The organism is Thalassospira sp. (assembly GCF_040218635.1).
Lineage (GTDB): Bacteria > Pseudomonadota > Alphaproteobacteria > Rhodospirillales > Thalassospiraceae > Thalassospira.
Genome location: NZ_JAVJRB010000003.1, coordinates 91,662 through 113,880, shown reverse-complemented (window position 1 = coordinate 113,880; position 22,219 = coordinate 91,662). Strand labels below are relative to the sequence as shown.

Genomic DNA, 22,219 nt, shown 5'->3' with positions numbered 1-22,219 from the left:
GTGGGGGAGTAAAACTTGGCGGTTGGACCCTAGGGGAGAGAGCGTCGCGACTTTAGGAAGGGGGACGCCGTGGCGCTCTCTCTGGCTTGGGGTACATTAATTGCTACGGTTAATGATCTCGATCAGTTCACCGAAACTTTCAGAAAGTGCATTTTTTTTCCAACCGGCAAATCCAAGCACCAATCCTTGCGGCAGGTTTTCGCGGTTTTCGGGTGATTTATCATGGTAGTAGGATGAAAGTGCCCGACAATCGAGCCCGGCCTTAACCATCTTTTCCTGAAGGGTGATATCGTCATGCCCGGCGATTAAACGGGCACACAGATGCAACCCGCCATCCGATGGCATGACCGATAAAATATCCCCGGCTGTTTCGGAAATCAGGGATTTAAGGTGTGCGCGCCGTTCGCCGTAGCGCAGGCGCATCTTGCGGACATGGCTGCCAAAATGCCCTTCGGCAAAGAATGTCCCAAGGGCAGCTTGGGCGGTGGGGGCCGGAACCCCGTCAGCAAATCCCCGCATGCCGCGAAATGCCGGGATCAGGGTCGGCGGCAACACAAGATATCCAAGCCGGATACCGGGAAACATCACACGGGAAAAAGTCCCGACATAGATCACCCGGTTATCACTATCCAACCCCTGCAGCGATGAAAGTGGCGGGCCGTCATAACGATACTCGCTGTCGTAATCGTCTTCGACAATCCACGCATCATTGGATGTCGCCCATTGCAAGAGTGACAGGCGTCGGGCAAGCGAAAGCGTGGTTCCCAGCGGATAATTCCGCGACGGGGTGGTTACAACAATCCGGGCCGGTGATCGGGTTTGGGAAAGCCCATCAACGCATAAACCTTCCGTATCGACCGGGATCGGGTGAACCATCGCACCGCTTGATGCCAAAACGCCGCGAATGCCTTCATATCCGGGGTCTTCGGTGGCAATGATATCGCCGGGATCGACAAGTGCGCGGGCAATCAGATCAAGTGCTTGTTGCGCGCCCGATACCACCATCACCTGATCGGCATGGCAATTGACTCCGCGCGATTGACGCAGCCATTTGGCGATTTCACCCCGCAACAAAGGCAGGCCAAGCGGATCGTCGGGAATGGTCAGATCAATATCAGGCGCCCGCCAGGACCGGCGCAACAACCGTGCCCAAAGATCAAATGGAAAGCCATCAAGGTCCGGGGTGGCCGGGTTAAACGGGCGCGCGACGCGAAACCGTGGAAAACGTCGCTGATATTCCAGCATGCGTTTGACACTTTGGCTAAGCCGCAAGGGGCGGTCACTGGCCGTTTTTGATGTTGGCGACTTCCGGTCGGGGTCTGCATGCATGTCGCGATCAGGAAGCGACCCCGCAACAAAGCTTCCGGCACCGACACGGGTTTCAAGATAACCTTCGGATGTCAAAAGATCGAAGCTGGTGACCACCGTGTTGCGTGAAATCCCCAACGACTTTGCCAAATCCCGGCTGGCCGGAAGGCGTTCACCCGGATGCAGGCGTCCATCAAGGATTGCCGCCCTGATCCCGTGATACAAACGGCGATAGGCGCTTAACGATCCTGCTTCGTTACCATCATTGGTTTGGCTTGGATAAATCCAGCTGTAGTCACTGCGCGACATGGCAAGCCTGATCAAATAATTGGTTCTATCATTTTTATTATAATGGACCTTTTGAAAAGTCCAATTCTAACCATGATGGGGCAACCAGGCGCGAAAGCCGCGCAATCTGTGCGATCAAAGCCACCACAAGACTTATGAAACGAGAACGCCATGTCTGAAACCATCGCAAAGCCGGAACAACCCGCATCCGATCAGTATGAAGTTTACCCCGATACCAAAATTGTGCGTGGCCCCAAACGCGCATCCTATGACCGGAAACTTGTTCACGGCATTATTGATGACGCGCTGATTTGCCATGTTGGCACGGTGGTGAATGGACGCCCGGCCATGATCCCGACCGCCCATTGGCGGGTGGGGGAGCGGATTTATATCCATGGTGCGTCGAAAAACCGGATCTTGGCCGCGATTGCCGAGGGGGCAGAAGCCTGCCTTTGCATTACCCATCTCGATGGTTTGGTGATGGCGCGTTCGGCCTTTCATCATTCGGCCAACTATCGGTCTGTCGTGATTTACGGCAAGGGCGAACTGGTATCTGATGAAGACGGCAAAATGGAACATTCCCGCCTGTTTGTTGAAAAGCTTGAACCGGGCCGGTGGGAAACCATTCGCGAACCCAACAAGCAGGAACTCAAGGCAACCATGTTCCTTGGCTTTGACTTAAAAGAAGTCTCGGCAAAGGTCAGAACCGGCGATCCGGTGGATGATGATGAAGATTACGATTGGGATGTCTGGGCGGGTGTTTTGCCCTGTGTGACCCAATGGGGCACGCCAATTGACGATGCCAAGATCAAGCCGGGGTTTGAAGGCAAAGGCATTCTGAAAAGTTAAATGCAAAACAGGCTGGCACATCACTGCCAGCCTGTTTTGGTTTACCGTCTTGTTTCGTGCGCGTTGGGCGCTGGTTAGCCCGCCATCGCAACCGCAATCTTTGCTCCAAGGCGCGCATTGTTGCGGACAAGGGCGATATTGGCTTCAAGGCTTTTGCCTTCGGTCAGCTTGGTCACACGTTCAAGCAGGAACGGCGTAACGTCGCGGCCAAGGATGTTCTGGGTTTTGGCGGCGGCCAGTGCGTCATCAATCGCACCTTCGATGGCCTCGCGGGCCAATGCCTTGTCGGCTTCCGGCGGATTGCCAATAACAACACCGCCTTCAAGTCCAAATTCCCATTTCGATTTCAGGAATGCCGCGATTTCATCCGGGCTATCAAGGCGAAGCGGGGATTTCTGGCCGCTTTCGATGGAATAGAATGCCGGGAATTCATCGGTGCCATAGGCAATAACCGGAACACCAAGCGTTTCAAGATGCTCAAGCGTTTTGGGAATATCAAGGATCGCCTTGGCCCCGGCACAGACCACAGCAACGCTGGTTTTGCCAAGTTCGGTCAGATCGGCCGATACATCATAGTTACCGGCAAGATCACGGTGAACACCGCCAATCCCGCCGGTGGCAAAGACGCGAATACCGGCTTTTTCCGCCAAGATCATGGTGGCTGAAACCGTGGTTGCGCCGTCGCGTTTTTTGGCAATGCAATATGGAATGTCGCGGCGTGACAGTTTCAGGATATCACTGCCCTTGGCGAAATATTCAAGTTCTTCGGGCAGCAGGCCGATTTTACAACGCCCGCCAATAACCGCGATCGTCGCCGGAATGGCGCCATTATCACGCACATCCTGTTCAACAGCGCGCGCTGTTTCAAGGTTTTGGGGATAGGGCATGCCATGGGAAATGATGGTTGATTCAAGGGCGACAACCGGCTTGCCAGCAGCAAGGGCTTCTGCGACTTCTGGGGCGATATCAATAGTGTCCGACATTCCGAAATGCTCATATCTGGTTTAAAGTTTTAAAGGCCAGAATTAAACAGATCGTGCTGTGAAATCCAGTGCAAAGCACAAAGATCAAGGATGGTTTGAGTATAGCTGCCTTGCATATGACATTGCATCGTTGCCGTATCTGCAACGCACCTGTGCCAGTGATCTGATTGTAACCATCTGATTTGGCGGGTATCTTGGGATACCACCAACCAGCTCAGAGCCCTTCCGCTATGAATGCCAAGCCCACTTTGACGACCGGTCTTCTGGCCTTTATGGCGGTCGGAAGCGGCCTGTCCGTTGCCAGTTTGTATTATGTGCAGCCCTTGCTTGAACTGCTTGCCCGTGAATATGGGTTGAGTGAAACCAGTGCCGGTTTGCTGGTGACGGTCGCACAGCTTGGCTATCTGACCGGTCTGATTACGGTGGTGCCCCTTGGCGATCATCATGAACGGCGCAAGTTACTTACCATCACATCCGCCCTGACGGCCTTGGGGTTGCTGGCCATTGGATTGGCGCCGTCATTTTTGATGTTGGTTGCTTTTAGCATCACGGTCGGCATCACTTGTGTAACTGCACAGATATTGGTGCCCTTGGCCGCCCACCTTGCCAGCGATGATAAACGCGGGGCTGCGGTCGGGGCGGTGATGAGTGGCTTGTTACTGGGGATCCTTCTGGCCCGCACATTTTCGGGCATCATGGCGGAATTGGCCGGATGGCGGTCGGTTTTCATCGTCGCATCGGTCTTGATGGCGTTTTATTCCGTCGCCTGTTACCGGATTATTCCCCATATCCCGCCAACTTCGCACACCAGTTACAGAACGCTTTATGTTTCCATCCTGCATCTGTTTCGTGACGAAGCGGTCCTGCGCCGCCGAAGCCTGATTGGCGGACTGCAATATGCTGTGTTTGGCATCTTCTGGACGTCGATGGCCTTCATGTTGGTGCGCCAATATGAGATGTCCGAAGCTGTCATTGGCCTATATGGCCTGATCGGCGCGATTGGTATCCTCGCTGCCCGCATTGCCGGAAGGCTGGCCGATAAGGGCTGGGCACGGCTAAGCACTGGTGGGTTTCTGATGACCACGGTGTTTAGTTGGACGTTGCTGTATTATGGGCAATGGTCGCTGGTTGCCTTTGCGATCGGGGTGGTGTTGCTCGACCTTGGAATTCAGGGTGCTCATATCTCAAATCAAAGCGAGGTCTATCGCCTAACCCCCGAAGCACGAAGCCGCCTCACCACGGGCTATATGGCCAGTTACTTCCTTGGCGGGGCCTGTGGGTCGGCCAGTTCGGCGGTGGCCTATGGCATCGGCGGGTGGGCTGCTGTTGTCACCCTTGGATCAAGCGTTTCGATCCTGTGTGTATTGATCTGGGTGGTTACAGAGCTTCGGTTTCCCGTGCGGCAAATGAAACAGGGTGCCAAATAGCAAAACGGCCGCCCCATCGGGACGGCCGTTTGCGTAAAAGCATCCAAGCGAAAAGCTTAGTTCTTTTCTTTGTCGACAAGCTGGTTTGCAGCAATCCACGGCATCATGGCGCGCAGTTTGGTGCCAACTTCTTCGATCGGGTGTTCTGCATTCAGGCGACGCGTTGCTTTGAACATCGGCTCACCGCAATGCATTTCCTGAACGAAGTCACGAACGAATTTGCCTTCCTGAATGTCGGCAAGAACTTCTTTCATGCGTTCTTTGACCGACGGATCAATAACACGCGGGCCGGTGACATAGTCGCCGTATTCTGCGGTGTTGGAGATCGAGTAACGCATGTTGGCCATACCGCCTTCATACATCAGATCGACAATCAGTTTCACTTCGTGCAGGCACTCGAAATATGCCATTTCCGGAGCATAACCAGCTTCGGTCAGGGTCTCGAAGCCGTATTTGATCAGCTGGGTAAGACCACCACACAGAACAGCCTGTTCGCCGAACAGATCGGTTTCACATTCTTCACGGAAGCTGGTTTCGATCACGCCCGAACGGCCGCCACCAATTGCCGAAGCATAAGACAGCGCCACTTCAAGGGCATTGCCCGAAGCGTTCTGTTCGATTGCGACGAGGCAAGGAACGCCGCCGCCACGTTTATATTCGGAACGAACCGTGTGGCCAGGACCCTTTGGTGCGATCATCATGACGTCAAGATCAGCGCGTGGCTCGATCAGGCCGAAATGAACGTTCAAACCGTGTGCGAACAGAAGTGCAGCACCCTGTTTCAGGTTGTCACGCAGTTCGTTTGCATAGATTGCTGCCTGGTGTTCATCCGGTGTCAGGATCATGACAACGTCGGCCCATGCTGCGGCTTCAGCCGGGGTCATGGCTTTCAGACCGGCGTTTTCAGCTTTCTTACGCGAAGAAGAACCTTCACGCAGGCCAACAACAACTTCTTTAACGCCGGAATCATGAAGGTTAAGCGCATGGGCATGACCCTGCGAACCGTAACCGATGATGGCAACTTTTTTGGTTTTGATCAGATTAACATCTGCATCGCGGTCGTAATAAACACGCATCTTTCGATACCTCTGGACGTTGGACCACGCTGAATTTTATGCGTGGTGGATGGTAATAATTATTTCGGGGATGAAACCCCAATGCCATGCCCGATGCGGATCACCGGACAGGGCAAACTCACATCGTTAGCGTGCCGCGTGAAATCGCAGCCACACCAGTACGCGAAATCTCCGAAAGCCCCAGCGGCGCCATCAATTTAATGAAGGCATCAATCTTTTCGGGGCTGCCGATGATTTCATAAACGAAGGAATTATTGGTCGCATCGACTGCGCGGGCCTTGAAGATATCGGCAATGCGCAGGGACTCAACACGCTGTTCGCCCGTTGCGATCACTTTGACCAAGGCAAGTTCACGTTCGACACATGGCCCCGCCAAGGTCAAATCGCTGACCTTGTGAACCGGGACAAGGCGCGAAAGCTGTGCCTTGATCTGTTCGATGACCATCGGGGTTCCCGAGGTAACGACAGTGATGCGCGACTGGTGGGCATCGGCGTCGACTTCTGCCACGGTCAGGCTTTCAATGTTATAGCCACGACCAGAGAACAGCCCGATAACACGGGCAAGGACGCCTGATTCGTTATCCACCAGAACGGATATTGTGTGTTTCGAAATTTCGGTTTCTTTCACGGTCTCGCTCCGCTAGAGCAGGGGCGGGGGCAACATCAGGTCGCCACCCGAACCGGCTTTTAATTTATGGTTTTGATGATATCGTCTCGCACGCGCTCTCGCTGCGGATCAGACCAGAACCATCCCTTCATCGGAATCAATGGCTTCGTCGCCGTTGGTTTCCTGCCCAAGCAGCATTTCATTATGCGGCTTGCCCGACGGGATCATCGGATAGCAGTTTTCCTTGTCGTCGACGGCGACATCCAAAATCACCGGACCGTCAATTTCCAGCATCTGCTTGATGGTATCATCAAGATCAGCCGGATCTTTGCAGGTCAACCCGGTAAAGCCGAATGCCTCGGCCAGTTTGACGAAGTCAGGCAGGGTTTCGCTATAGCTTTCGGAATAGCGCGACCCGTGCAGAAGCTGCTGCCACTGGCGAACCATGCCCATGTAACGGTTGTTCAGGATCACGGTTTTAACCGGCAGGCGATACTGTTTAAGCGTCGCGCATTCCTGAATGTTCATCATGATCGACGCATCACCGGTAAAGCAGACAACCGTTGCTTCCGGGTGGGCAACCTGCACACCAAGGGCGGCTGGCATGCCATAGCCCATGGTGCCAAGACCACCTGAGGTCATCCATTCATAAGGATGTTCAAACCCGAAATGCTGGGCGGCCCACATCTGATGCTGACCAACGTCCGTGGTGATGTAGGTTTTGCGATCACGGGTCAATTCATGGACGCGGCGAATAACGTGCTGCGGCTTGATCACGTCTTTTGGCTGTTTGTAGGACAGGCAGCGTTTTTCACGCCAGCCCTCAATCTCTTTCCACCAACCATCAAGCGCTTTTGCATCAACCTTGTACTGTTTGGCTTTCCAGATTTTGATCATGTCTTCAAGAACATGCCCAACATCGCCAACAATCCCGACATCGACCGGCACGTTTTTATTGATCGAGCTTTGATCAATATCGACCTGAACTTTCTGCGATCCCGGCGAGAAGAAATCAAGATTGCCTGTTACGCGGTCATCAAAGCGCGCGCCAATTGCGAACATGACATCGCAATCATGCATCGCCATGTTGGCTTCATACGTGCCGTGCATGCCCAGCATACCAAGATGCTGTTTGTCGGATGCCGGATACGCACCAAGCCCCATCAGGGTCAGCGTGATCGGAATACCGGTGGTGCGGGTGAAGTCGGCCAACAATTTACATGCCTGTTCGCCGGAATTGATCACACCGCCGCCGCAATACAGGATCGGCTTTTCGGCCGATGCCAACATTTTAAGGGCTTCTTCGATCTGGCCGCGATCGCCTTTAACCACCGGGTTATAGGTCCGGTGCTGAACCTGTGACGGTTCAAGGTATGGCGCCTTGCCAACCAGAATATCTTTTGGCAGGTCAATAACAACCGGACCCGGACGACCGCTTGATGCGACGTGGAATGCTTCATGCATTGTACGCGCAAGCTTGTCGCTGTCCTTCACCAGATAGTTATGCTTGGTGCAAGGGCGGGTAATGCCGGTGGTGTCGGCTTCCTGGAATGCATCATTGCCGATCAAATGGGTCGGCACCTGACCTGTCAGGCAGACAACTGGAATCGAGTCCATCAACGCGTCGGTAAGGCCGGTAACTGCATTTGTCGCACCGGGGCCGCTGGTTACCAGCACAACGCCGACCTTACCGGTCGAGCGGGCGTAACCTTCAGCAGCGTGGACAGCAGCCTGTTCATGGCGGACGAGAACGTGACGAATTCGGTTTTGTTTAAAAATCTCGTCATATAGCGGTAGGACAGCGCCGCCTGGATAGCCAAACACGACTTCCACACCCTGATCTACAAGGGCCTGCAACACGACTTCCGAACCGTTCAAAATACGTTCTACCATGATTTTCGAGCCTCTTTACTTAGCGACAACAACGTGTCGCGTGATAACCGCGTGGTTGAAACATGATCCAATTATCCTTGAATTGGAGTTGAAAAATCCGCCGAAACGGCGGTTTTCCGCCATTTAGGCGGGGGAAGCGCCAACCTATCGCCTCACTTTGGCGTGGTCAACAGAAATTGGTTAATATCATGACGCATTTTTGCTGCCAAACTTTCCGAATATTGCGCGTCGATGATTTCCTTGTCGGTCATTTGATGGCGAAACCACGTTAATTGACGCTTGGCATAGCGTCTGGTTTCGCGCTGCGATTTCTCTTTTGCGGTCTCAAGATCCATCTCACCGGCAAGGTGGGCGGCAAGCTCCCGGACCCCGACAGCCTTCATAACCGGGGCGCTCGGCGGTAGATCAAGGGCAATCAACCCGGCCACTTCATCAATTGCACCCTGCTCGATCATCAGATCAAAACGCCTGTTGCAGCGGTCATATAAAATGTCGCGCGGGGGCATGTAACAAAGTTTCTTGAATTTCATGTTTTCGGGCGGGGTTATGACCGGTTCGCTGTGCCAACTTGCCAATCCGCGGCCGGTATGGGCAAAAACCTCGGCGGCGCGAATCAAACGCTGGGTGTTTGTGCCATCCAGTGTTGCCGCTGTTTCCGGGTCATCCCGGGTCAGTTTGGCAAAGAACGCTGCGTGCCCCAATTCTGCCAACTCGGCACTGACCAGATCGCGAATCCGGGCAGGCACATCGGGGATCGGCGCAATGCCATTGGTCAGGGCATTTAAATACATGCCGGTACCACCCGTAATGATCGGCAGTTTGCCCTTGGCGTGACACTCGGCAATCTCGGCCATCGCCATGTCGCGCCACTTGCCAGCAGAACAGGCTTCGCGACCCGAAAGAACCCCGTAAAGCCGGTGCGGCACCCGCGCAGTTTCCGAATCATCGGGGCGGGCACTTAACACGCGCAGTTCTTCATAGACCTGCATGCTATCAGCATTAATCACCACACCGTCAAACGCATCGGCCATATCAAGCGCAAGGGCGGACTTACCACTCGCAGTCGGGCCCGCGACGATCAGGACAGGGGCAGTCATGGTTTGAGAAGTCGTTGGCATCATATCAATCAGTGTCTATTCAGTTTTTCCGGGCTGCCAAGGATCAAGCAGTCTGACACCTGACGGATCAAAGTCACGAGTGTTTCGTGTAACAATCGTCATACCATGAACCAAGGCGGTTGCAGCAATGAGTGCGTCACGTTCTGATTTTGGATCGGGAACATGCAACTGCGCACATTGTCGGGCGACAGCCTCATTGATCGGGAGAATTCTGTTTTCAAACGCCTTTAAAACGTGACCTTCAAACCAGCGGCGCAAAACGGTTGCCTGATCCTTGTCGCGTCGCGCGATCTGCAGAATACCGGTTTCGATTTCCAGAATGCTCACGACAGAGACATACAAGCTTGTCGTTTCGACGGAACTTGCCCAGCTTACAACGTTATCATCTGCCATGCCCTGTCCCGCCCGGCGCAATTCCGAAATAACATTTGTATCAAGGATGTACATTACGACAGATCAGCCGGTTTCAGGGTGACCTGTGCTGGTTGCGGCTCAAACGTGATGGCATCTGTTCCGGGCATGGCAAGAAGATCAACAATAGAGGGCAGGGAGCCTGTCAATTGCTGATAGTCTTCTATGGACAGCAGAACATGCGACGGCTTGCCCCGGTCCGTAATAATGACCGGACCGCCCTTTGACGCCTTTTTCGCCCCGCTGGTATCCTGATTGAAATCACGGCTTGTGATCGTTGTGATGCTCATGAGCGACCTCCTGAATGTAGCAACAATACTACATTTACGGTGTTGCGGAAACCGTCATTCAGGTGCCGGTGCCGGTTTATTCTGCCCAGTCCCACGGATTGATGACACGGACATTTGCAGCTTTGAACGGGGCAATATCGCGTGTTGCGACCGAAAAGCCCTGTGAGACGGCAATGGCAGCAATATAGCCATCTGGAACAGGCAGGCCCCGTCCTGCAGCCCGGGCTTTTGCAGCCAGTTCGGCATAATGGCGGGCAGCCGCCGGATCGAACGAAAGAACACGTCCGTCGAACAGGTGCATCAGACCATCCAGAACATTGCCAAGCGCGTCCTTGCGCCGACCGTCGGGCAGGGCGGCAATGCCAAACAGCAATTCTGCCAATGAAATGCTCGACAGATAAAGTGTTTCGACCGATTGGGCATTAAGCCATGCTTTTACGGTCGGCTCAGGATGGGGTTTCATCGCCTCGGAAATGACATTGGTATCGAGAAGGATCATTCAAACCCCATCGGTTCTGCCGGGGTCTTGTCGCGGATTTGTTCAAGGGTGGCAAAATCTTCATCCGTCAGTCCGGCCTCGCGGCCCAAAGCCATCAGGGCGTCCCCCATCTGCAGGCGTTCTTCCGGTCGCGTAGCTTCTTCCAGAATGGCGCGCACTTCGGCTTCAGCACTGCGGTTATGACGTTTGGCCCTTGCTTTTAAGGCGTTATGTACTTCATCAGGAATTTTCCTGACTGTGATCATACCCATGATTATTACCTCATTCTGGCAAGGGCGACTTCAATTTGAATTCATTTTATAGAATTGAATGCAAAATAACAAGTTTCATCAGGACGGTTATGTGAATGAGTCCAGACCCTAACAAACTCCTTGTCTTTGCCGGGCGCAATTCGGATAAAGAACCCAAATCCGTTCAACGCCCTTTCCGCCAAGGAGCCTGCAGACCATGAAATTGGTACTGACACTGATTGCCGTCCCCAATTCGAATGCACTGACAAAAGACGTGATTGATCGTGCGGCGATTGCCCTGACGGGGGCCGGGGCACTGGTTGGTGATGTGACCTGGCTTGCAGATGGCGAAGCATGCGATCTAAGCTTTGATGGCATCACCCTTGATATTGCAGATACCACGCTGGCCGAGGCGGAATTGCCGGTCGATGCCGTGACCCAAAAGGCCGCAGCACGTCGCAAGAAATTGTTGATTGCCGATATGGACAGCACCATGGTCACCGGCGAAACACTTGACGAATTGGCCGAGTTTGCCGGGGTCAAGGAACGGGTGGCGGCGATTACTGCGCGTGCCATGAATGGCGAGCTTGATTTCGAAGCCGCCCTTGATGAACGTGTCGGGCTTTTAGAAGGCATGTCGACCGATATGCTCAAAGAAGCCTGGAAAACCGTTGAATATACCGGTGGTGCGAAAACACTTGTCGCGACGATGAAGGCTAATGGTGCCTTTGCCGCCCTTGTATCAGGCGGGTTTGATTTCTTTACCGGGGCTGTTCGGGCCGAGCTTGGCTTTGATTATGATCAGGCCAATGTTTTGATCGAAGCAGATGGCAAGCTGACCGGCAAGGTGCAAAAGCCGGTTCTTGATCGTCAGGCCAAGGTGGACGCGCTAGAAAACCTGTCGTCTGAGCAGGGCATCACATCGGGTGATGCGATTGCAGTTGGCGATGGTGCCAATGATCTTCAGATGATCTCGATTGCCGGAACCGGGGTTGCGTTTCACGCCAAACCATCTGTTCAGGAACAGGCACGCATTTGCATCAATCACGGCGATCTGACCGCATTGCTGTATTTGCAGGGCTATGCAAAGTCCGATTTCGTTTCCTGATATCGTGTCATAACGGTTCAAAGAAAAAGGGCGGCCTGCCATATGCAGGTCGCCCTTTTTTCATCAGAGATCAAAGCCGGTTGGCTTATTCTTCTTGCGCAAGTGTCAGGCCGAAGTAACGCGGGCCAGCCGATGTTTCGATCAACATCAAGATGGTGCGTTTGTCGTCTTCAAGGGCGGACTTGACCGCATTGGTGACGTCTTCGACATTGGTAACCGAGCTGTGCGATGCTTCGATGATGATATCACCCGGACGCACCCCTTTTTCAGCGGCATAGCTGTCGCTGGCAACATCGGTGACAATCACACCTTCCGTGCCTTCGGCAAGGTTGTAACGCTGACGAAGGGCATCATCAACATTGGCAACCTTCATCCCAAGAGCCGGAAGTTCAGCCTCGGCGATTACCGGGGCTTCGCCACTTTCGGATGGGGCTGCACTTGCGGCAACGACTTCTTCTTCAAGCTCGCCAAGTTCGACCTGAACGGTCTGTTTCTTGCCATCGCGCCAGATCACAACATCAACATCTTTGCCGATTTTGGTTTCTGCAACGATACGCGGCAGGCGACGCATGCTTTCGACTTCCTTACCATCAAAGCTAAGGATCACATCGCCTTGTTTGATGCCGGCATCCTTGGCCGGGCTTTCGTCCGACACGCCGGCAACCATGGCGCCGGTTGAACTGTCAAGGCCGACCGAGTCTGCTATATCTTCGGTAACAGTCTGGATATGAACACCAAGCCAGCCACGACGGGTGCGACCATATTCTTTCAACTGATCGACAACGCTTTGGGCGATGCCTGACGGAATGGCAAAGCCAATCCCGACCGAGCCACCTGACGGCGAATAGATCGCGCTGTTGATACCGATGACGTCGCCATCAAGGTTAAACAGCGGGCCACCGGAATTGCCCCGGTTGATCGATGCGTCGGTCTGAATGAAATCGTCATACGGACCCTGATTGATGTCGCGATTACGCGCCGATACGATACCAGCCGTCACCGTGCCGCCAAGACCGAACGGGTTCCCGATTGCCATCGCCCAGTCGCCGATACGTGCGCTGTCTGAATCACCCCATTTGACAAATGGCAGGTCATTGTCTTTGGGATCAACTTTAAGCAACGCAACGTCGGTTTTCGGATCGCGGCCAATCAGTTCAGCATCAAGGGTTTCACCATCATGGAAGCGGACACTGATTTCATCGGCACCATCAATCACGTGGTTGTTGGTCACGATGTAGCCGTCAGCCGAAATGATAAAGCCCGAACCAAGGGCGGTCGCACGACGCTTCTGCGGGGCTGGACCACCTTGCTCGCCGCCTTGACCGTTGCGATCCATGAAATCACGGAACAGGTCTTCAAATGGCGATCCCGGAGGGAACTGGAAATCCGGTCCCTGACGTTCAGCGACCATCTGGCTGGTAGAGATATTCACAACACTGGGCAGGAGCCGTTCAGCCAGGTCTGCGAAACTTTCAGGAGCGGGGCGGGCATTCGCGATGTGCGAAACACTGGTCACGCCAAGGAGAACAATCACCAGTGCAGACGTCACTTTCATTCGCACCGGGTTGTATAATGCTTGTAGCATGTGTTTGATCCTGTTCGTTGCCGCGTTCACGGTATTTGTAATTCTACTTATGCAGCGCGCGATGGGATTGTTATTTTACCCGTCGCTTAATTAAACAAATTAAGCGCGACTTTGGCAGAATTTGGGCAGCTCTTGGGAAAAAGAAGGAATTCTTAGCGCAGCATCATGGCAAAAAGCTCATGTCTGGCTGTTTTTCCTGAGCTTACAGCCAGATACGGACTGCCCAGATCGCACCAATCGCAACGACCGCTGCAATCAACCCGCCAATGCGCAATTGCGATTCAGGTATTTCCTGAACCAGTTCCATCACCCGTTTTGCACCGCCGGGGAACAGCGTATAAAGCATGCCTTCCAGCGCAATCGCCAGAAGTATGGCTGTAGCAAGTTCCTTCATGGGCGTGGACGTATCCGGGGTTTCTTTATCCTGTCAGATGCGATGCACCGGCAGAACATATTTATGAAAACAAAAAGGGCGACCGCGCTAATATGCCGGTCGCCCTTGTGTTTTGTCTAGCGGCTTGTGTTAGGAGCCGACTTATTAAAGTATTGGAAAAACTCGCTGTCTGGTGAAAGCACCATGGTCGAGCCATTCGAAAGCGCGGATTTGTAGGATTCTAGCGTCCGATAGAATTCAAAGAAATTCGCATCGGTGCCATAGGCTTTACCCAGTACGACGTTTCGCTCGGCGTCGCCTTCACCACTGAGAACTTCGGCCTGACGGTTCGCCTCAGCAAGAATACCAACCCGTTCACGGTCTGCTTCTGCCTGGATTTTCGCCTTGAGCTCTTCACCCTCTGCGCGAAGCTGTGCAGCTTCGGCAATACGTGAAGAACGCATACGGTTATACACCGCCTGCGACGTTTCCTCTGGCAGATCGGTACGACCGATACGCACATCGATCAGCTCAACACCAAATTCCGTGGCCGGTTCGACCAAGGTTGCCTGGATCTTTTCCATGATCTGTGCCCGGTTGTCCGACAGAAGAGCCACAAGCGGAGCCTGTGCCAGTTCACCACGGATAACCGAATTCAGACGCTGGCCAAACAACTGAACAAAGTTCGTCGAGTTGGTTGCACGTTGACGGAAAATAAGCGGGTCGATGATTTTCCAGCGGGCAAAGCTGTCCACATTGACACGTTTCTGATCCGACAGAAGAACCTGTTGGACCGGCGGGTCAAGTTCAAGAATGCGGCGCTCGTAATATTCCACATTCTGGATCGGCAGTTTGAAATGCAGACCCGGTTCGGAAACCGCATGAACAGGATTACCGAACTGAAGAACAAGTGCTTGCTGGTCCTGACGTACGGTAAAGACGCACATTGAACCAACCACAGCGGCGATAACAACAACGACGCCTGCGGCAATAAGTTTAGGACTTGCCATTAGTTGTTGCCTCCTGCATTCGCGCGTTTCTGAATTTCTGGCAGCGGAAGATACGGCACAACGCCACCACCCTGACCGTTCTGGTCAATGATGACCTTCTCGGATTTGCTCAGGATTTCCTGCATGGTTTCAAGATACAGGCGACGTGTCGTGACATCTTTCGCGGTCAGATAGGAATTATAGATCGAGGTAAAGCGTTCAGCTTCACCCTGTGCTTCCTTGGTCACGCGATCCTTGTATGCGCGGGCCTGCAGAATGGTTCGTTCTGCTTCACCTTTTGCACGCGGGATGATGTCATTGCGATAGGCCAGTGCTTCGTTCTGGGAACGATCACGGTCCTGACGGGCACGCTGCACATCGTTGAATGCGTCGATGACTTCGCGTGGCGGGTCAACCTTCTGCATTTTCACTTCAGCAATGAAAACGCCCGACTCATAACCATCCATGATCGACTGAAGCAGCACACGTGTCTGCTCCTCAACCCGAACACGGCCAACCGTCAGGGCTTCTTCCAGACTGGTTTTACCGATGACTTCGCGGATCGAGCTTTCAGCTGCAAGCTTGATGGTGTTTTGCGGGTCGCGGACATTAAACAGGAATGATCCTGCGTCGCTGATACGCCACTGCACAACATAATCAATGTCGATGATGTTCTGGTCACCGGTCAGCATCAGGCTTTCTTCTGGCACATCGCGTGTGCCATTGCCGTTGCCAACTGTGCCCGCGCCGCGGAAGCCAACTTCAATCTGGTTGGTCCGCTCCACGTTCGGCTTGATCACCTCGCCAATCGGGGCCGGAAGGAAATAGTTCAGACCCGGACCGGTGGTGCCAACCCATTTGCCAAACAGAAGCGTTACGCCCTGCTCACCTGGCTGAACACGGTAGAAGCCGGTCAAAAGCCACAACCCGATCACAGCGATACCGATCAGGACAAAGCCCTTATAACCGCCACCACCGGGGAACAGCCGTTTCAGGCGTTCCTGGCCTTTACGAATCATTTCGTCAAAATCGGGGGGCGTGTTTCCGCCGCCACCTCCACCCTGAGGACGCTGTCCCCACGGGTTTTGGCCACCGCCGTTGTTTCCGCCGCTGCCCCAGGGGCCACCGCCCCCTTGTGAATTCCATGGCATCGAGTGTCTTCCTCTTCTTGCCGTTCGGTGTTTATCTTTACTTACCGAGTACCAGAGTCTGGCCTCACGAATATGTTTGAAAGGGCTGATCGAATTGTTGCGAAAAGGCTGTGCAAGGCAGCAGGAAGATTTTTATCTTTCAATGCCTCGCGACAATTTAACCCGATCAATCCGAACAACAACCGCATGAATTGCCAACACTTGCGTCAAACTCCTTGACCGGGATACCTGCCCGCTCTATGGGCTTTTCCTAGTATTTCGCAATTCTTGCTGTTGCCATTACAATCCTATTCGTGAGTCCAGACCCTAGGCCTTATATGACAGCTTGCCTTGCAAAACAATGTTACGCGCCTGCAAGTTCTGTGTGATCACGGACTTAAGCCAAAATTTGGAGACCGCAATATGACTTCCCCGAACCGTGAACAGATTGTCGCCGCCCTTGAAGGGGTAATCGACCCGGTCGATGGCAAATCAATCACAGCCAAGGGTATGGTGCAAGGTATTGATATCAATGATGAAGCCGTCAATGTCATGATTGCTGTCGATCCCGCTCAGGGACCGGCACTCGAAGACTTGCGCCAAGCCGCTGAAAAGGCTGTGGCTTCTGTGAACGGGGTCACAACGGCCCGTGTGGCCTTGACCGCAGAACGACCCAAAGCTGCAAACACGCCAAACCCGCAACAACCCGCGGCTGCAAAACCGCATCAAACAGGTCAGCGCCCGCAGGGTGCATCGCAAAAACCGCTTGAACTGCCGACCGTGCGCAGCATCATAACCGTTGCTTCGGGCAAAGGCGGGGTGGGGAAATCAACCACCTCGGTTAATCTTGCACTGTCGCTGGTCGCCAAGGGACTTAAGGTCGGTTTGCTTGATGCAGACATTTATGGCCCGAGTCTCCCGCGCATGATGGGCCTTCGCGATGCCAAACCGACCCCGTCGGGCACTCAGGGTAAAATGATCCCGCCATCGGCCTTTGGCATGCGCGTCATGTCGATCGGTTTTATGGTGGATGAAGAACAGCCCGTGATCTGGCGCGGCCCCATGGCGATGGGGGCACTAGAACAGCTTCTGCGTGATACCGATTGGGGCGATCTGGATGTTCTGGTTGTCGATATGCCACCCGGCACAGGCGATATTCAGCTTTCCATGGCCCAGCGCGTTCCGGTCACCGGGGCGGTGATTGTCTCCACCCCGCAAGACATCGCCCTTCTGGATGCCCGCAAAGGGCTGAATATGTTCCGCAAGGTCAATGTGCCGGTCTTTGGCCTGATCGAAAACATGTCCTATTACAAATGTCCCGAATGCGGTCATGTCGATCACATCTTTGATCATGGCGGGGCGCACAAGGCGGCAGATGAGCTGGGCGTGCCGTTCCTTGGTGAAATCCCGCTGGATCTTAAAATCCGACTGGGGGCTGATGAAGGCAAACCGATTGTGTGCACCGAGCCCGACGGCGAACATGCCAAGGCCTATGGCGCAATCGCCGACAAGATTGCAGCAGCAATTGACGAACAGGTCGGCCCGGCGACGGAGCCCAAAAAGAAAAGCCTGTTCCCGAAAATCAGCTTTAAGTAACGCCTTACGTAAAAAGACCTTTTATCACTTTGATACAAGCAAACCCCGCCACACAGATGGCGGGGTTTTGTGTGTTTGGCATGTGACTACGCCGTCATGATTTTCGCTGTCGTGGCAAGCTGGCGATACTCGATACTCGCCAAAACAATCACCGCAATGGCTTGGACGATGACAAAGGCGTTTCCCAGCATGGTCGGATTGATGGTCGGAAGGGCGAGAAGGCCAAAACTTGCGACGACCCATCCGACATTCCCAACAACAATCAACCAGACCCAGTACCGATTTGGTTGTGCCTGTTTGCCTGTGAAATACATCAGGGCAGCACAGGGGAACAGGATCAGACCGGCATAAAACAGAAGGTCGGTGGGCAAGCCCAGCCATCCTGCCAATGGCACGGTACCAAGGCAAAGCAACAGGCCAAAGACCAAGCAGGTTGCGGCATCCATCATCAAGATGGTTCTGAGTGTTTTTACGTTGGTATTTGCAGACATCACGTTTCCCTTTTCGTTGGTGGTGATATCGGCAATTTGCCGCATTCAGGTAATCACGGCGATTACGTCACAGGTAATGTTTTGACAGATTGTTTGGTGGTAACCTGTTTTGCAGTTTAAACGGGAAATGCAATGAGACAGGTAAACCACGATCAGTTTGCGGCCGCCTTGAAAACATGGCGAAAGCAGCGTCGTCTAAGTCAGTTGAATCTCGCCAGCGAGGCAGAGATTTCGACCCGGCATCTTAGTTTTCTTGAAACCGGGCGGTCAAAACCCAGCCGCGACATGGTCCTGCATCTTGCCGATTGTCTTGATGTCCCTTTGCGTGACCGCAACAGCCTTTTGGTCGCTGGTGGCTTTGCCCCGATCTACGCCGAACACGATTTTAATGATGATCAATCAGCGGGCATTCGCGTGGCTGTTGAACAGATACTGTCAGCACACGAACCCTATCCGGCACTGGCAATGGACCGTCACTGGAACATGGTGGCATCGAACCGCATCGTGCCAATGTTGCTGGCGGACGTTGATCCGGAATTGTTACGTGCCCCGGTCAATCTACTGCGGTTAAGTTTGCATCCCGGCGGGTTAGCACGGCGCGTGGTTAATTTTACCGAATGGCGCGATCATTTGTTGGATCGATTGCGGCGTCAGATTGATGTGACGGCAGATGCCACCTTACGTGGTCTTTATGATGAAGCCAGTCATTACCGCATGCCGAATGACGGGGCGAGTGCCAGCACTCCGGATACGAATGGTGGTGCCCTGTCGGGGCTTGTCGTGCCGCTTGTTCTGCAGACCGATTTGGGGATCATGCGATTTATCAGCACGACCACGGTGTTTGGGACGCCGGTTGAAGTTTCATTGTCCGAACTTGCCATCGAGACATTGTTGCCCGCGGACGGGCCAACAGGCAGCGCCCTGCATCAACTGGCGGCGGGCATTTAAAACAAAACCCCGCCAAGATTGCTCCGGCGGGGTTTTGTCTTTGAAGTCGCTACGGCTTACTGAACGGCTTCGGCCATGAAGGATGGCATCCAGCCTTCGTTCAGATCGCGCAGTTCCGAAACGCTGACTTTGCTCTCGCCTTCGATGCTTACCGCATCACCACCGGCCTGACCGATGATGACAGCAGCAACATTGGCACTGGCAGCAGCATTAAGAACCTGATCGGGATCGCGTGTCGCAATCACATAGCGGCCCTGATCTTCGCCAAACAGCCATGCGGCTTCGCTGCCCTGTTCTGGCAGGTTGATGTCGGCACCGATATTGCCTGCAAGGCACATCTCGGCAACCGTGACCAGAAGACCGCCATCGGCGATGTCGTGGCAGGTTTTGACAACACCAAGCTCGATCAGTTCACGCACCAGCGTACCGGCACGTTTTTCCGCATTCAGATCGACCGGCGGCGGGGCACCTTCTTCGCGCCCTTCGATGGTCTTGAGATACAGCGACTGACCAAGCTCACCGGTCGCAGCACCAATCATGATCAATGCACTGTCATCACGCTTCAGCGCGATGGTGGCATGATGACCCAGATCGGAAATAACACCAACGCCGCCAATGGCCGGGGTCGGCATGATGCCAACGCCATTGGTTTCGTTGTAAAGTGACACGTTGCCCGAGACGACCGGGAAGTCCAGTGCAATACAGGCTTCGCCAATACCCTGACAGGCGCCAACAAACTGGCCCATGATGCGCGGGCGTTCAGGATTACCGAAGTTCATATTGTCCGTAATGGCAAGCGGCTTTGCACCGGTTGCGATCAGGTTGCGATATGCTTCTGCAACGGCCTGTTTGCCGCCTTCGACCGGATCGGCCATGACATAGCGCGGGGTACAGTCGGTGGTCGCGGCAATGCCTTTGTTGGTACCTTGAACGCGGACCACACCGGCATCACCACCCGGACGGACAATCGTGTTGCCCATGACCAGATGGTCATACTGTTCCCAGATCCAGCGACGAGATGCCAGATCAGGCGAGGCAATCAGGGTCTTAAGCGCATCGATATGTGCAACCTTGCCCGAAAGACTTGCCGGATCAATGCGATCCTGTTTCGGGGTAACTTCCCACGGACGATCATATTCCGGCGATGCTTCAGCCAGCGGATCAATCGGAAGATCACCAGCCGTTTCACCGTGCCATTTCAGAACCATGCGTTTGGTATCGGTCAGTGTCCCGATCACCGCAAAGTCGAGTTCCCATTTGTCAAAGATCGCCTTGGCGGCGTCTTCACAACCGGGTTTCAGGACCATCAACATGCGTTCCTGCGATTCTGAAAGCATCAGCTCATAGGGCGTCATGCCTTCTTCGCGCATCGGCACTTTATCAAGCCACAGCTCAACACCAACGCCGCCTTTTGAGGCCATCTCGAACGACGATGACGTCAGGCCAGCCGCCCCCATGTCCTGAATGGCGACGATCATGTCGGTTGCCATCAATTCAAGGCAGGCTTCAAGCAGAAGTTTCTCCGTGAACGGATCGCCGACCTGAACGGTCGGGCGCTTTTCGTCACTGTCATCATCAAACTCGGCCGATGCCATGGTGGCACCATGGATGCCGTCACGGCCGGTTTTCGATCCGACATACACAACCGGATTGCCGATGCCAGCCGCCGCTGAATAGAAGATATTATCCACATCCGCCAGACCCACGGTCATCGCATTGACCAGGATATTGCCGTTATAGGACGCATGGAAATTGGTTTCGCCACCGATGGTCGGAACGCCCATGCAGTTGCCATAACCGCCGATACCTTCGACAACACCACTCAGCAAATGGCGGGTTTTCGGGTGCTCAGGCGCGCCAAAGCGCAGCGCATTCAGGTTTGCAATCGGGCGGGCACCCATGGTGAAGACATCACGCATGATGCCGCCAACACCGGTTGCAGCCCCCTGATAGGGTTCGATAAAGGACGGGTGGTTGTGGCTTTCCATTTTGAAAATGGCAGCCTGACCATCGCCGATGTCAATCACACCGGCATTTTCACCCGGGCCCTGAATAACCCAGTCGGCCTTGGTCGGAAGCGTTTTGAGCCACTTTTTCGATGATTTGTAGGAGCAATGCTCGGACCACATAACCGAAAAAATGCCAAGTTCGTTGATGTTGGGTTCACGGCCCATGATTTCGAGGACGAGCTTGTACTCTTCCTCGTTCAGTCCGTGTTCCTTGACCAGTTCAGGCGTGATCGGTGTGCTGTTGAATTCGTTGGTGCTCACGATACGGCCTCCACCATGCTTTTGAACAGACCGCGACCATCAATACCGCCATGCAGCGGATCGATGGCATTTTCCGGATGAGGCATCATGCCAAGAACATTGCCTGCTTCGTTGATGATGCCCGCAATGTTGCGCTGTGACCCGTTCAGGTTGGTTGCCGGATCGACGTCACCGTTCACATCGCAATAGCGCAGAACAACACGGCCTTCGCCTTCAATACGGTCAAGCGTGTCTGCATCGGCAAAGTAATTGCCGTCATGATGGGCAACCGGATAATCGACCACATCGCCCATGCCATACTGGTTGGTAAAGCGGCTGGTGGTGTTTTCGATTTTCAGATGCGTGTTTTTGCAGATGAATTTCAGGCTGGCATTGCGCATCAGCGCACCGGGCAGAAGACCTGCTTCTGTCAAAATCTGGAAGCCGTTACACACACCTAAAATGGTCACACCGGCCTTGGCGCGGTCAGCAACGGCGCGCATGATCGGCGATTTGGCAGCCATCGCCCCGCAGCGCAGATAGTCGCCATAGGAAAAACCACCGGGGACCATGATGATGTCGACGTTGGGCAGCTCGGTTTCGCCATGCCAGACCACGGTCGGTTTGGTGCCGGTGGCCTGTTCTAGGGCTGCAATGGCGTCATTCTCCCGGTTGATGCCGGGGAAGAGGATGACAGCGGATTTCATGAAATACCGTCTCTCGGTTAGTGTCCGTTAACGCAATCTCGATACGTCAAGGCTTGCAAAAGCA

The 22,219-nt window shown here is 54.0% G+C and carries 22 protein-coding genes; 5 read left to right on the top strand and 17 right to left on the bottom strand.

Annotated features, from left to right (window positions below):
* Nucleotides 1-96 precede the first annotated feature (96 nt).
* Entirely contained in the window at nt 97-1,617 is a 1,521-nt protein-coding gene (gene pdxR / locus RIC05_RS01935) for a MocR-like pyridoxine biosynthesis transcription factor PdxR (protein ID WP_350047623.1), read from the bottom strand.
* A 150-nt stretch (nt 1,618-1,767) separates the two neighbouring features.
* Between pdxR and RIC05_RS01930 the strand changes: the two genes are divergently transcribed.
* A complete protein-coding gene (locus tag RIC05_RS01930) occupies nt 1,768-2,445 on the top strand; it encodes a pyridoxamine 5'-phosphate oxidase family protein (protein ID WP_350047621.1) in 678 nt (225 codons plus the stop codon).
* Nucleotides 2,446-2,519: 74 nt separating this feature from the next.
* On the opposite strand, the gene RIC05_RS01925 is transcribed toward RIC05_RS01930, so the two are convergent.
* Nucleotides 2,520-3,428, bottom strand: coding sequence for a pseudouridine-5'-phosphate glycosidase (locus RIC05_RS01925; protein WP_350047619.1), 909 nt, complete (start codon nt 3,426-3,428; stop codon nt 2,520-2,522).
* A 230-nt stretch (nt 3,429-3,658) separates the two neighbouring features.
* Between RIC05_RS01925 and RIC05_RS01920 the strand changes: the two genes are divergently transcribed.
* Nucleotides 3,659-4,855 carry an MFS transporter gene (locus RIC05_RS01920; protein WP_350047617.1) on the top strand — a complete coding sequence of 399 codons (1,197 nt, stop codon included), beginning with the start codon at nt 3,659-3,661 and terminating at the stop codon, nt 4,853-4,855.
* 56 nt (nt 4,856-4,911) lie between these two features.
* On the opposite strand, the gene ilvC is transcribed toward RIC05_RS01920, so the two are convergent.
* From ilvC to RIC05_RS01880, 8 genes are all read right to left on the bottom strand, one after another.
* Entirely contained in the window at nt 4,912-5,931 is a 1,020-nt protein-coding gene (gene ilvC / locus RIC05_RS01915; protein ID WP_350041871.1) for a ketol-acid reductoisomerase, read from the bottom strand.
* Between the two features lie 118 nt (nt 5,932-6,049).
* Entirely contained in the window at nt 6,050-6,559 is a 510-nt protein-coding gene (gene ilvN / locus RIC05_RS01910) for an acetolactate synthase small subunit (protein ID WP_350041870.1), read from the bottom strand.
* Between the two features lie 108 nt (nt 6,560-6,667).
* Nucleotides 6,668-8,431 carry an acetolactate synthase 3 large subunit gene (locus RIC05_RS01905; protein ID WP_350047614.1) on the bottom strand — a complete coding sequence of 588 codons (1,764 nt, stop codon included), beginning with the start codon at nt 8,429-8,431 and terminating at the stop codon, nt 6,668-6,670.
* Between the two features lie 152 nt (nt 8,432-8,583).
* Nucleotides 8,584-9,528 (bottom strand): tRNA (adenosine(37)-N6)-dimethylallyltransferase MiaA, encoded by a 945-nt coding sequence (gene miaA / locus RIC05_RS01900; protein WP_350047612.1) that lies wholly within the window; start codon nt 9,526-9,528, stop codon nt 8,584-8,586.
* 36 nt (nt 9,529-9,564) lie between these two features.
* Nucleotides 9,565-9,996, bottom strand: coding sequence for a type II toxin-antitoxin system VapC family toxin (locus RIC05_RS01895; RefSeq protein ID WP_350047610.1), 432 nt, complete (start codon nt 9,994-9,996; stop codon nt 9,565-9,567).
* On the bottom strand, nt 9,996-10,250 hold the full coding sequence (locus tag RIC05_RS01890; protein WP_350047608.1) for a type II toxin-antitoxin system Phd/YefM family antitoxin: 255 nt from the start codon (nt 10,248-10,250) through the stop codon (nt 9,996-9,998). The genes RIC05_RS01895 and RIC05_RS01890 overlap by 1 nt, the downstream gene beginning before the upstream one ends.
* A gap of 76 nt (nt 10,251-10,326) precedes the next feature.
* Nucleotides 10,327-10,749, bottom strand: coding sequence for a type II toxin-antitoxin system VapC family toxin (locus tag RIC05_RS01885; RefSeq protein ID WP_350047606.1), 423 nt, complete (start codon nt 10,747-10,749; stop codon nt 10,327-10,329).
* Nucleotides 10,746-11,000 carry a FitA-like ribbon-helix-helix domain-containing protein gene (locus tag RIC05_RS01880; protein WP_350047604.1) on the bottom strand — a complete coding sequence of 85 codons (255 nt, stop codon included), beginning with the start codon at nt 10,998-11,000 and terminating at the stop codon, nt 10,746-10,748. The genes RIC05_RS01885 and RIC05_RS01880 overlap by 4 nt, the downstream gene beginning before the upstream one ends.
* A 196-nt stretch (nt 11,001-11,196) precedes the next feature.
* Between RIC05_RS01880 and serB the strand changes: the two genes are divergently transcribed.
* Nucleotides 11,197-12,087, top strand: a complete 891-nt coding sequence (serB, locus tag RIC05_RS01875; protein WP_350047602.1) for a phosphoserine phosphatase SerB — start codon at nt 11,197-11,199, stop codon at nt 12,085-12,087.
* An 85-nt stretch (nt 12,088-12,172) separates the two neighbouring features.
* Here serB and RIC05_RS01870 read toward each other — a convergent pair whose 3' ends face one another.
* From RIC05_RS01870 to hflK, 4 genes are all read right to left on the bottom strand, one after another.
* A complete protein-coding gene (locus RIC05_RS01870; RefSeq protein ID WP_350047600.1) occupies nt 12,173-13,672 on the bottom strand; it encodes a DegQ family serine endoprotease in 1,500 nt (499 codons plus the stop codon).
* Nucleotides 13,673-13,874: 202 nt separating this feature from the next.
* Entirely contained in the window at nt 13,875-14,066 is a 192-nt protein-coding gene (locus RIC05_RS01865) for a DUF2065 domain-containing protein (RefSeq protein ID WP_350041865.1), read from the bottom strand.
* A gap of 116 nt (nt 14,067-14,182) precedes the next feature.
* The gene (gene hflC, locus RIC05_RS01860; protein ID WP_350041864.1) at nt 14,183-15,055 is read right to left on the bottom strand and encodes a protease modulator HflC; all 873 of its coding nucleotides are present in this window, start codon (nt 15,053-15,055) and stop codon (nt 14,183-14,185) included.
* Nucleotides 15,055-16,185 (bottom strand): FtsH protease activity modulator HflK, encoded by a 1,131-nt coding sequence (gene hflK, locus RIC05_RS01855; protein ID WP_350041863.1) that lies wholly within the window; start codon nt 16,183-16,185, stop codon nt 15,055-15,057. Before hflK ends, hflC begins: the two co-directional genes overlap by 1 nt.
* 402 nt (nt 16,186-16,587) lie before the next feature.
* Here hflK and RIC05_RS01850 point away from each other — a divergent pair, with 402 nt between their 5' ends.
* Nucleotides 16,588-17,760, top strand: a complete 1,173-nt coding sequence (locus tag RIC05_RS01850; RefSeq protein ID WP_350047598.1) for an Mrp/NBP35 family ATP-binding protein — start codon at nt 16,588-16,590, stop codon at nt 17,758-17,760.
* 86 nt (nt 17,761-17,846) lie between these two features.
* Here the strand turns inward: RIC05_RS01850 and RIC05_RS01845 are convergent, their stop codons facing one another.
* Complete coding sequence (locus RIC05_RS01845; protein WP_350041861.1) at nt 17,847-18,251, bottom strand: hypothetical protein; 405 nt, start codon at nt 18,249-18,251, stop codon at nt 17,847-17,849.
* 132 nt (nt 18,252-18,383) lie between these two features.
* Between RIC05_RS01845 and RIC05_RS01840 the strand changes: the two genes are divergently transcribed.
* Nucleotides 18,384-19,199, top strand: a complete 816-nt coding sequence (locus RIC05_RS01840; RefSeq protein ID WP_350047596.1) for a helix-turn-helix domain-containing protein — start codon at nt 18,384-18,386, stop codon at nt 19,197-19,199.
* A 56-nt stretch (nt 19,200-19,255) separates the two neighbouring features.
* On the opposite strand, the gene purL is transcribed toward RIC05_RS01840, so the two are convergent.
* Together purL and purQ are read right to left on the bottom strand one after the other, a co-directional pair.
* On the bottom strand, nt 19,256-21,469 hold the full coding sequence (gene purL, locus RIC05_RS01835) for a phosphoribosylformylglycinamidine synthase subunit PurL (protein WP_350047594.1): 2,214 nt from the start codon (nt 21,467-21,469) through the stop codon (nt 19,256-19,258).
* Entirely contained in the window at nt 21,466-22,155 is a 690-nt protein-coding gene (gene purQ, locus RIC05_RS01830; protein WP_350047592.1) for a phosphoribosylformylglycinamidine synthase subunit PurQ, read from the bottom strand. The genes purL and purQ overlap by 4 nt, the downstream gene beginning before the upstream one ends.
* Nucleotides 22,156-22,219 lie beyond the last annotated feature (64 nt).

Bases quoted from the DNA above. Each gene is read 5' to 3' on its own strand.
- pdxR (WP_350047623.1), bottom strand. From the start codon at position 1,617: ATGTCGCGCAGTGACTACAGCTGGATTTATCCAAGCCAAACCAATGAT.
- RIC05_RS01930 (WP_350047621.1), top strand. From the start codon at position 1,768: ATGTCTGAAACCATCGCAAAGCCGGAACAACCCGCATCCGATCAGTAT.
- RIC05_RS01925 (WP_350047619.1), bottom strand. From the start codon at position 3,428: ATGTCGGACACTATTGATATCGCCCCAGAAGTCGCAGAAGCCCTTGCT.
- RIC05_RS01920 (WP_350047617.1), top strand. From the start codon at position 3,659: ATGAATGCCAAGCCCACTTTGACGACCGGTCTTCTGGCCTTTATGGCG.
- ilvC (WP_350041871.1), bottom strand. From the start codon at position 5,931: ATGCGTGTTTATTACGACCGCGATGCAGATGTTAATCTGATCAAAACC.
- RIC05_RS01905 (WP_350047614.1), bottom strand. From the start codon at position 8,431: ATGGTAGAACGTATTTTGAACGGTTCGGAAGTCGTGTTGCAGGCCCTT.
- miaA (WP_350047612.1), bottom strand. From the start codon at position 9,528: ATGACTGCCCCTGTCCTGATCGTCGCGGGCCCGACTGCGAGTGGTAAG.
- RIC05_RS01895 (WP_350047610.1), bottom strand. From the start codon at position 9,996: ATGTACATCCTTGATACAAATGTTATTTCGGAATTGCGCCGGGCGGGA.
- RIC05_RS01890 (WP_350047608.1), bottom strand. From the start codon at position 10,250: ATGAGCATCACAACGATCACAAGCCGTGATTTCAATCAGGATACCAGC.
- RIC05_RS01885 (WP_350047606.1), bottom strand. From the start codon at position 10,749: ATGATCCTTCTCGATACCAATGTCATTTCCGAGGCGATGAAACCCCAT.
- RIC05_RS01880 (WP_350047604.1), bottom strand. From the start codon at position 11,000: ATGGGTATGATCACAGTCAGGAAAATTCCTGATGAAGTACATAACGCC.
- serB (WP_350047602.1), top strand. From the start codon at position 11,197: ATGAAATTGGTACTGACACTGATTGCCGTCCCCAATTCGAATGCACTG.
- RIC05_RS01870 (WP_350047600.1), bottom strand. From the start codon at position 13,672: ATGCTACAAGCATTATACAACCCGGTGCGAATGAAAGTGACGTCTGCA.
- RIC05_RS01865 (WP_350041865.1), bottom strand. From the start codon at position 14,066: ATGAAGGAACTTGCTACAGCCATACTTCTGGCGATTGCGCTGGAAGGC.
- hflC (WP_350041864.1), bottom strand. From the start codon at position 15,055: ATGGCAAGTCCTAAACTTATTGCCGCAGGCGTCGTTGTTGTTATCGCC.
- hflK (WP_350041863.1), bottom strand. From the start codon at position 16,185: ATGCCATGGAATTCACAAGGGGGCGGTGGCCCCTGGGGCAGCGGCGGA.
- RIC05_RS01850 (WP_350047598.1), top strand. From the start codon at position 16,588: ATGACTTCCCCGAACCGTGAACAGATTGTCGCCGCCCTTGAAGGGGTA.
- RIC05_RS01845 (WP_350041861.1), bottom strand. From the start codon at position 18,251: ATGTCTGCAAATACCAACGTAAAAACACTCAGAACCATCTTGATGATG.
- RIC05_RS01840 (WP_350047596.1), top strand. From the start codon at position 18,384: ATGAGACAGGTAAACCACGATCAGTTTGCGGCCGCCTTGAAAACATGG.
- purQ (WP_350047592.1), bottom strand. From the start codon at position 22,155: ATGAAATCCGCTGTCATCCTCTTCCCCGGCATCAACCGGGAGAATGAC.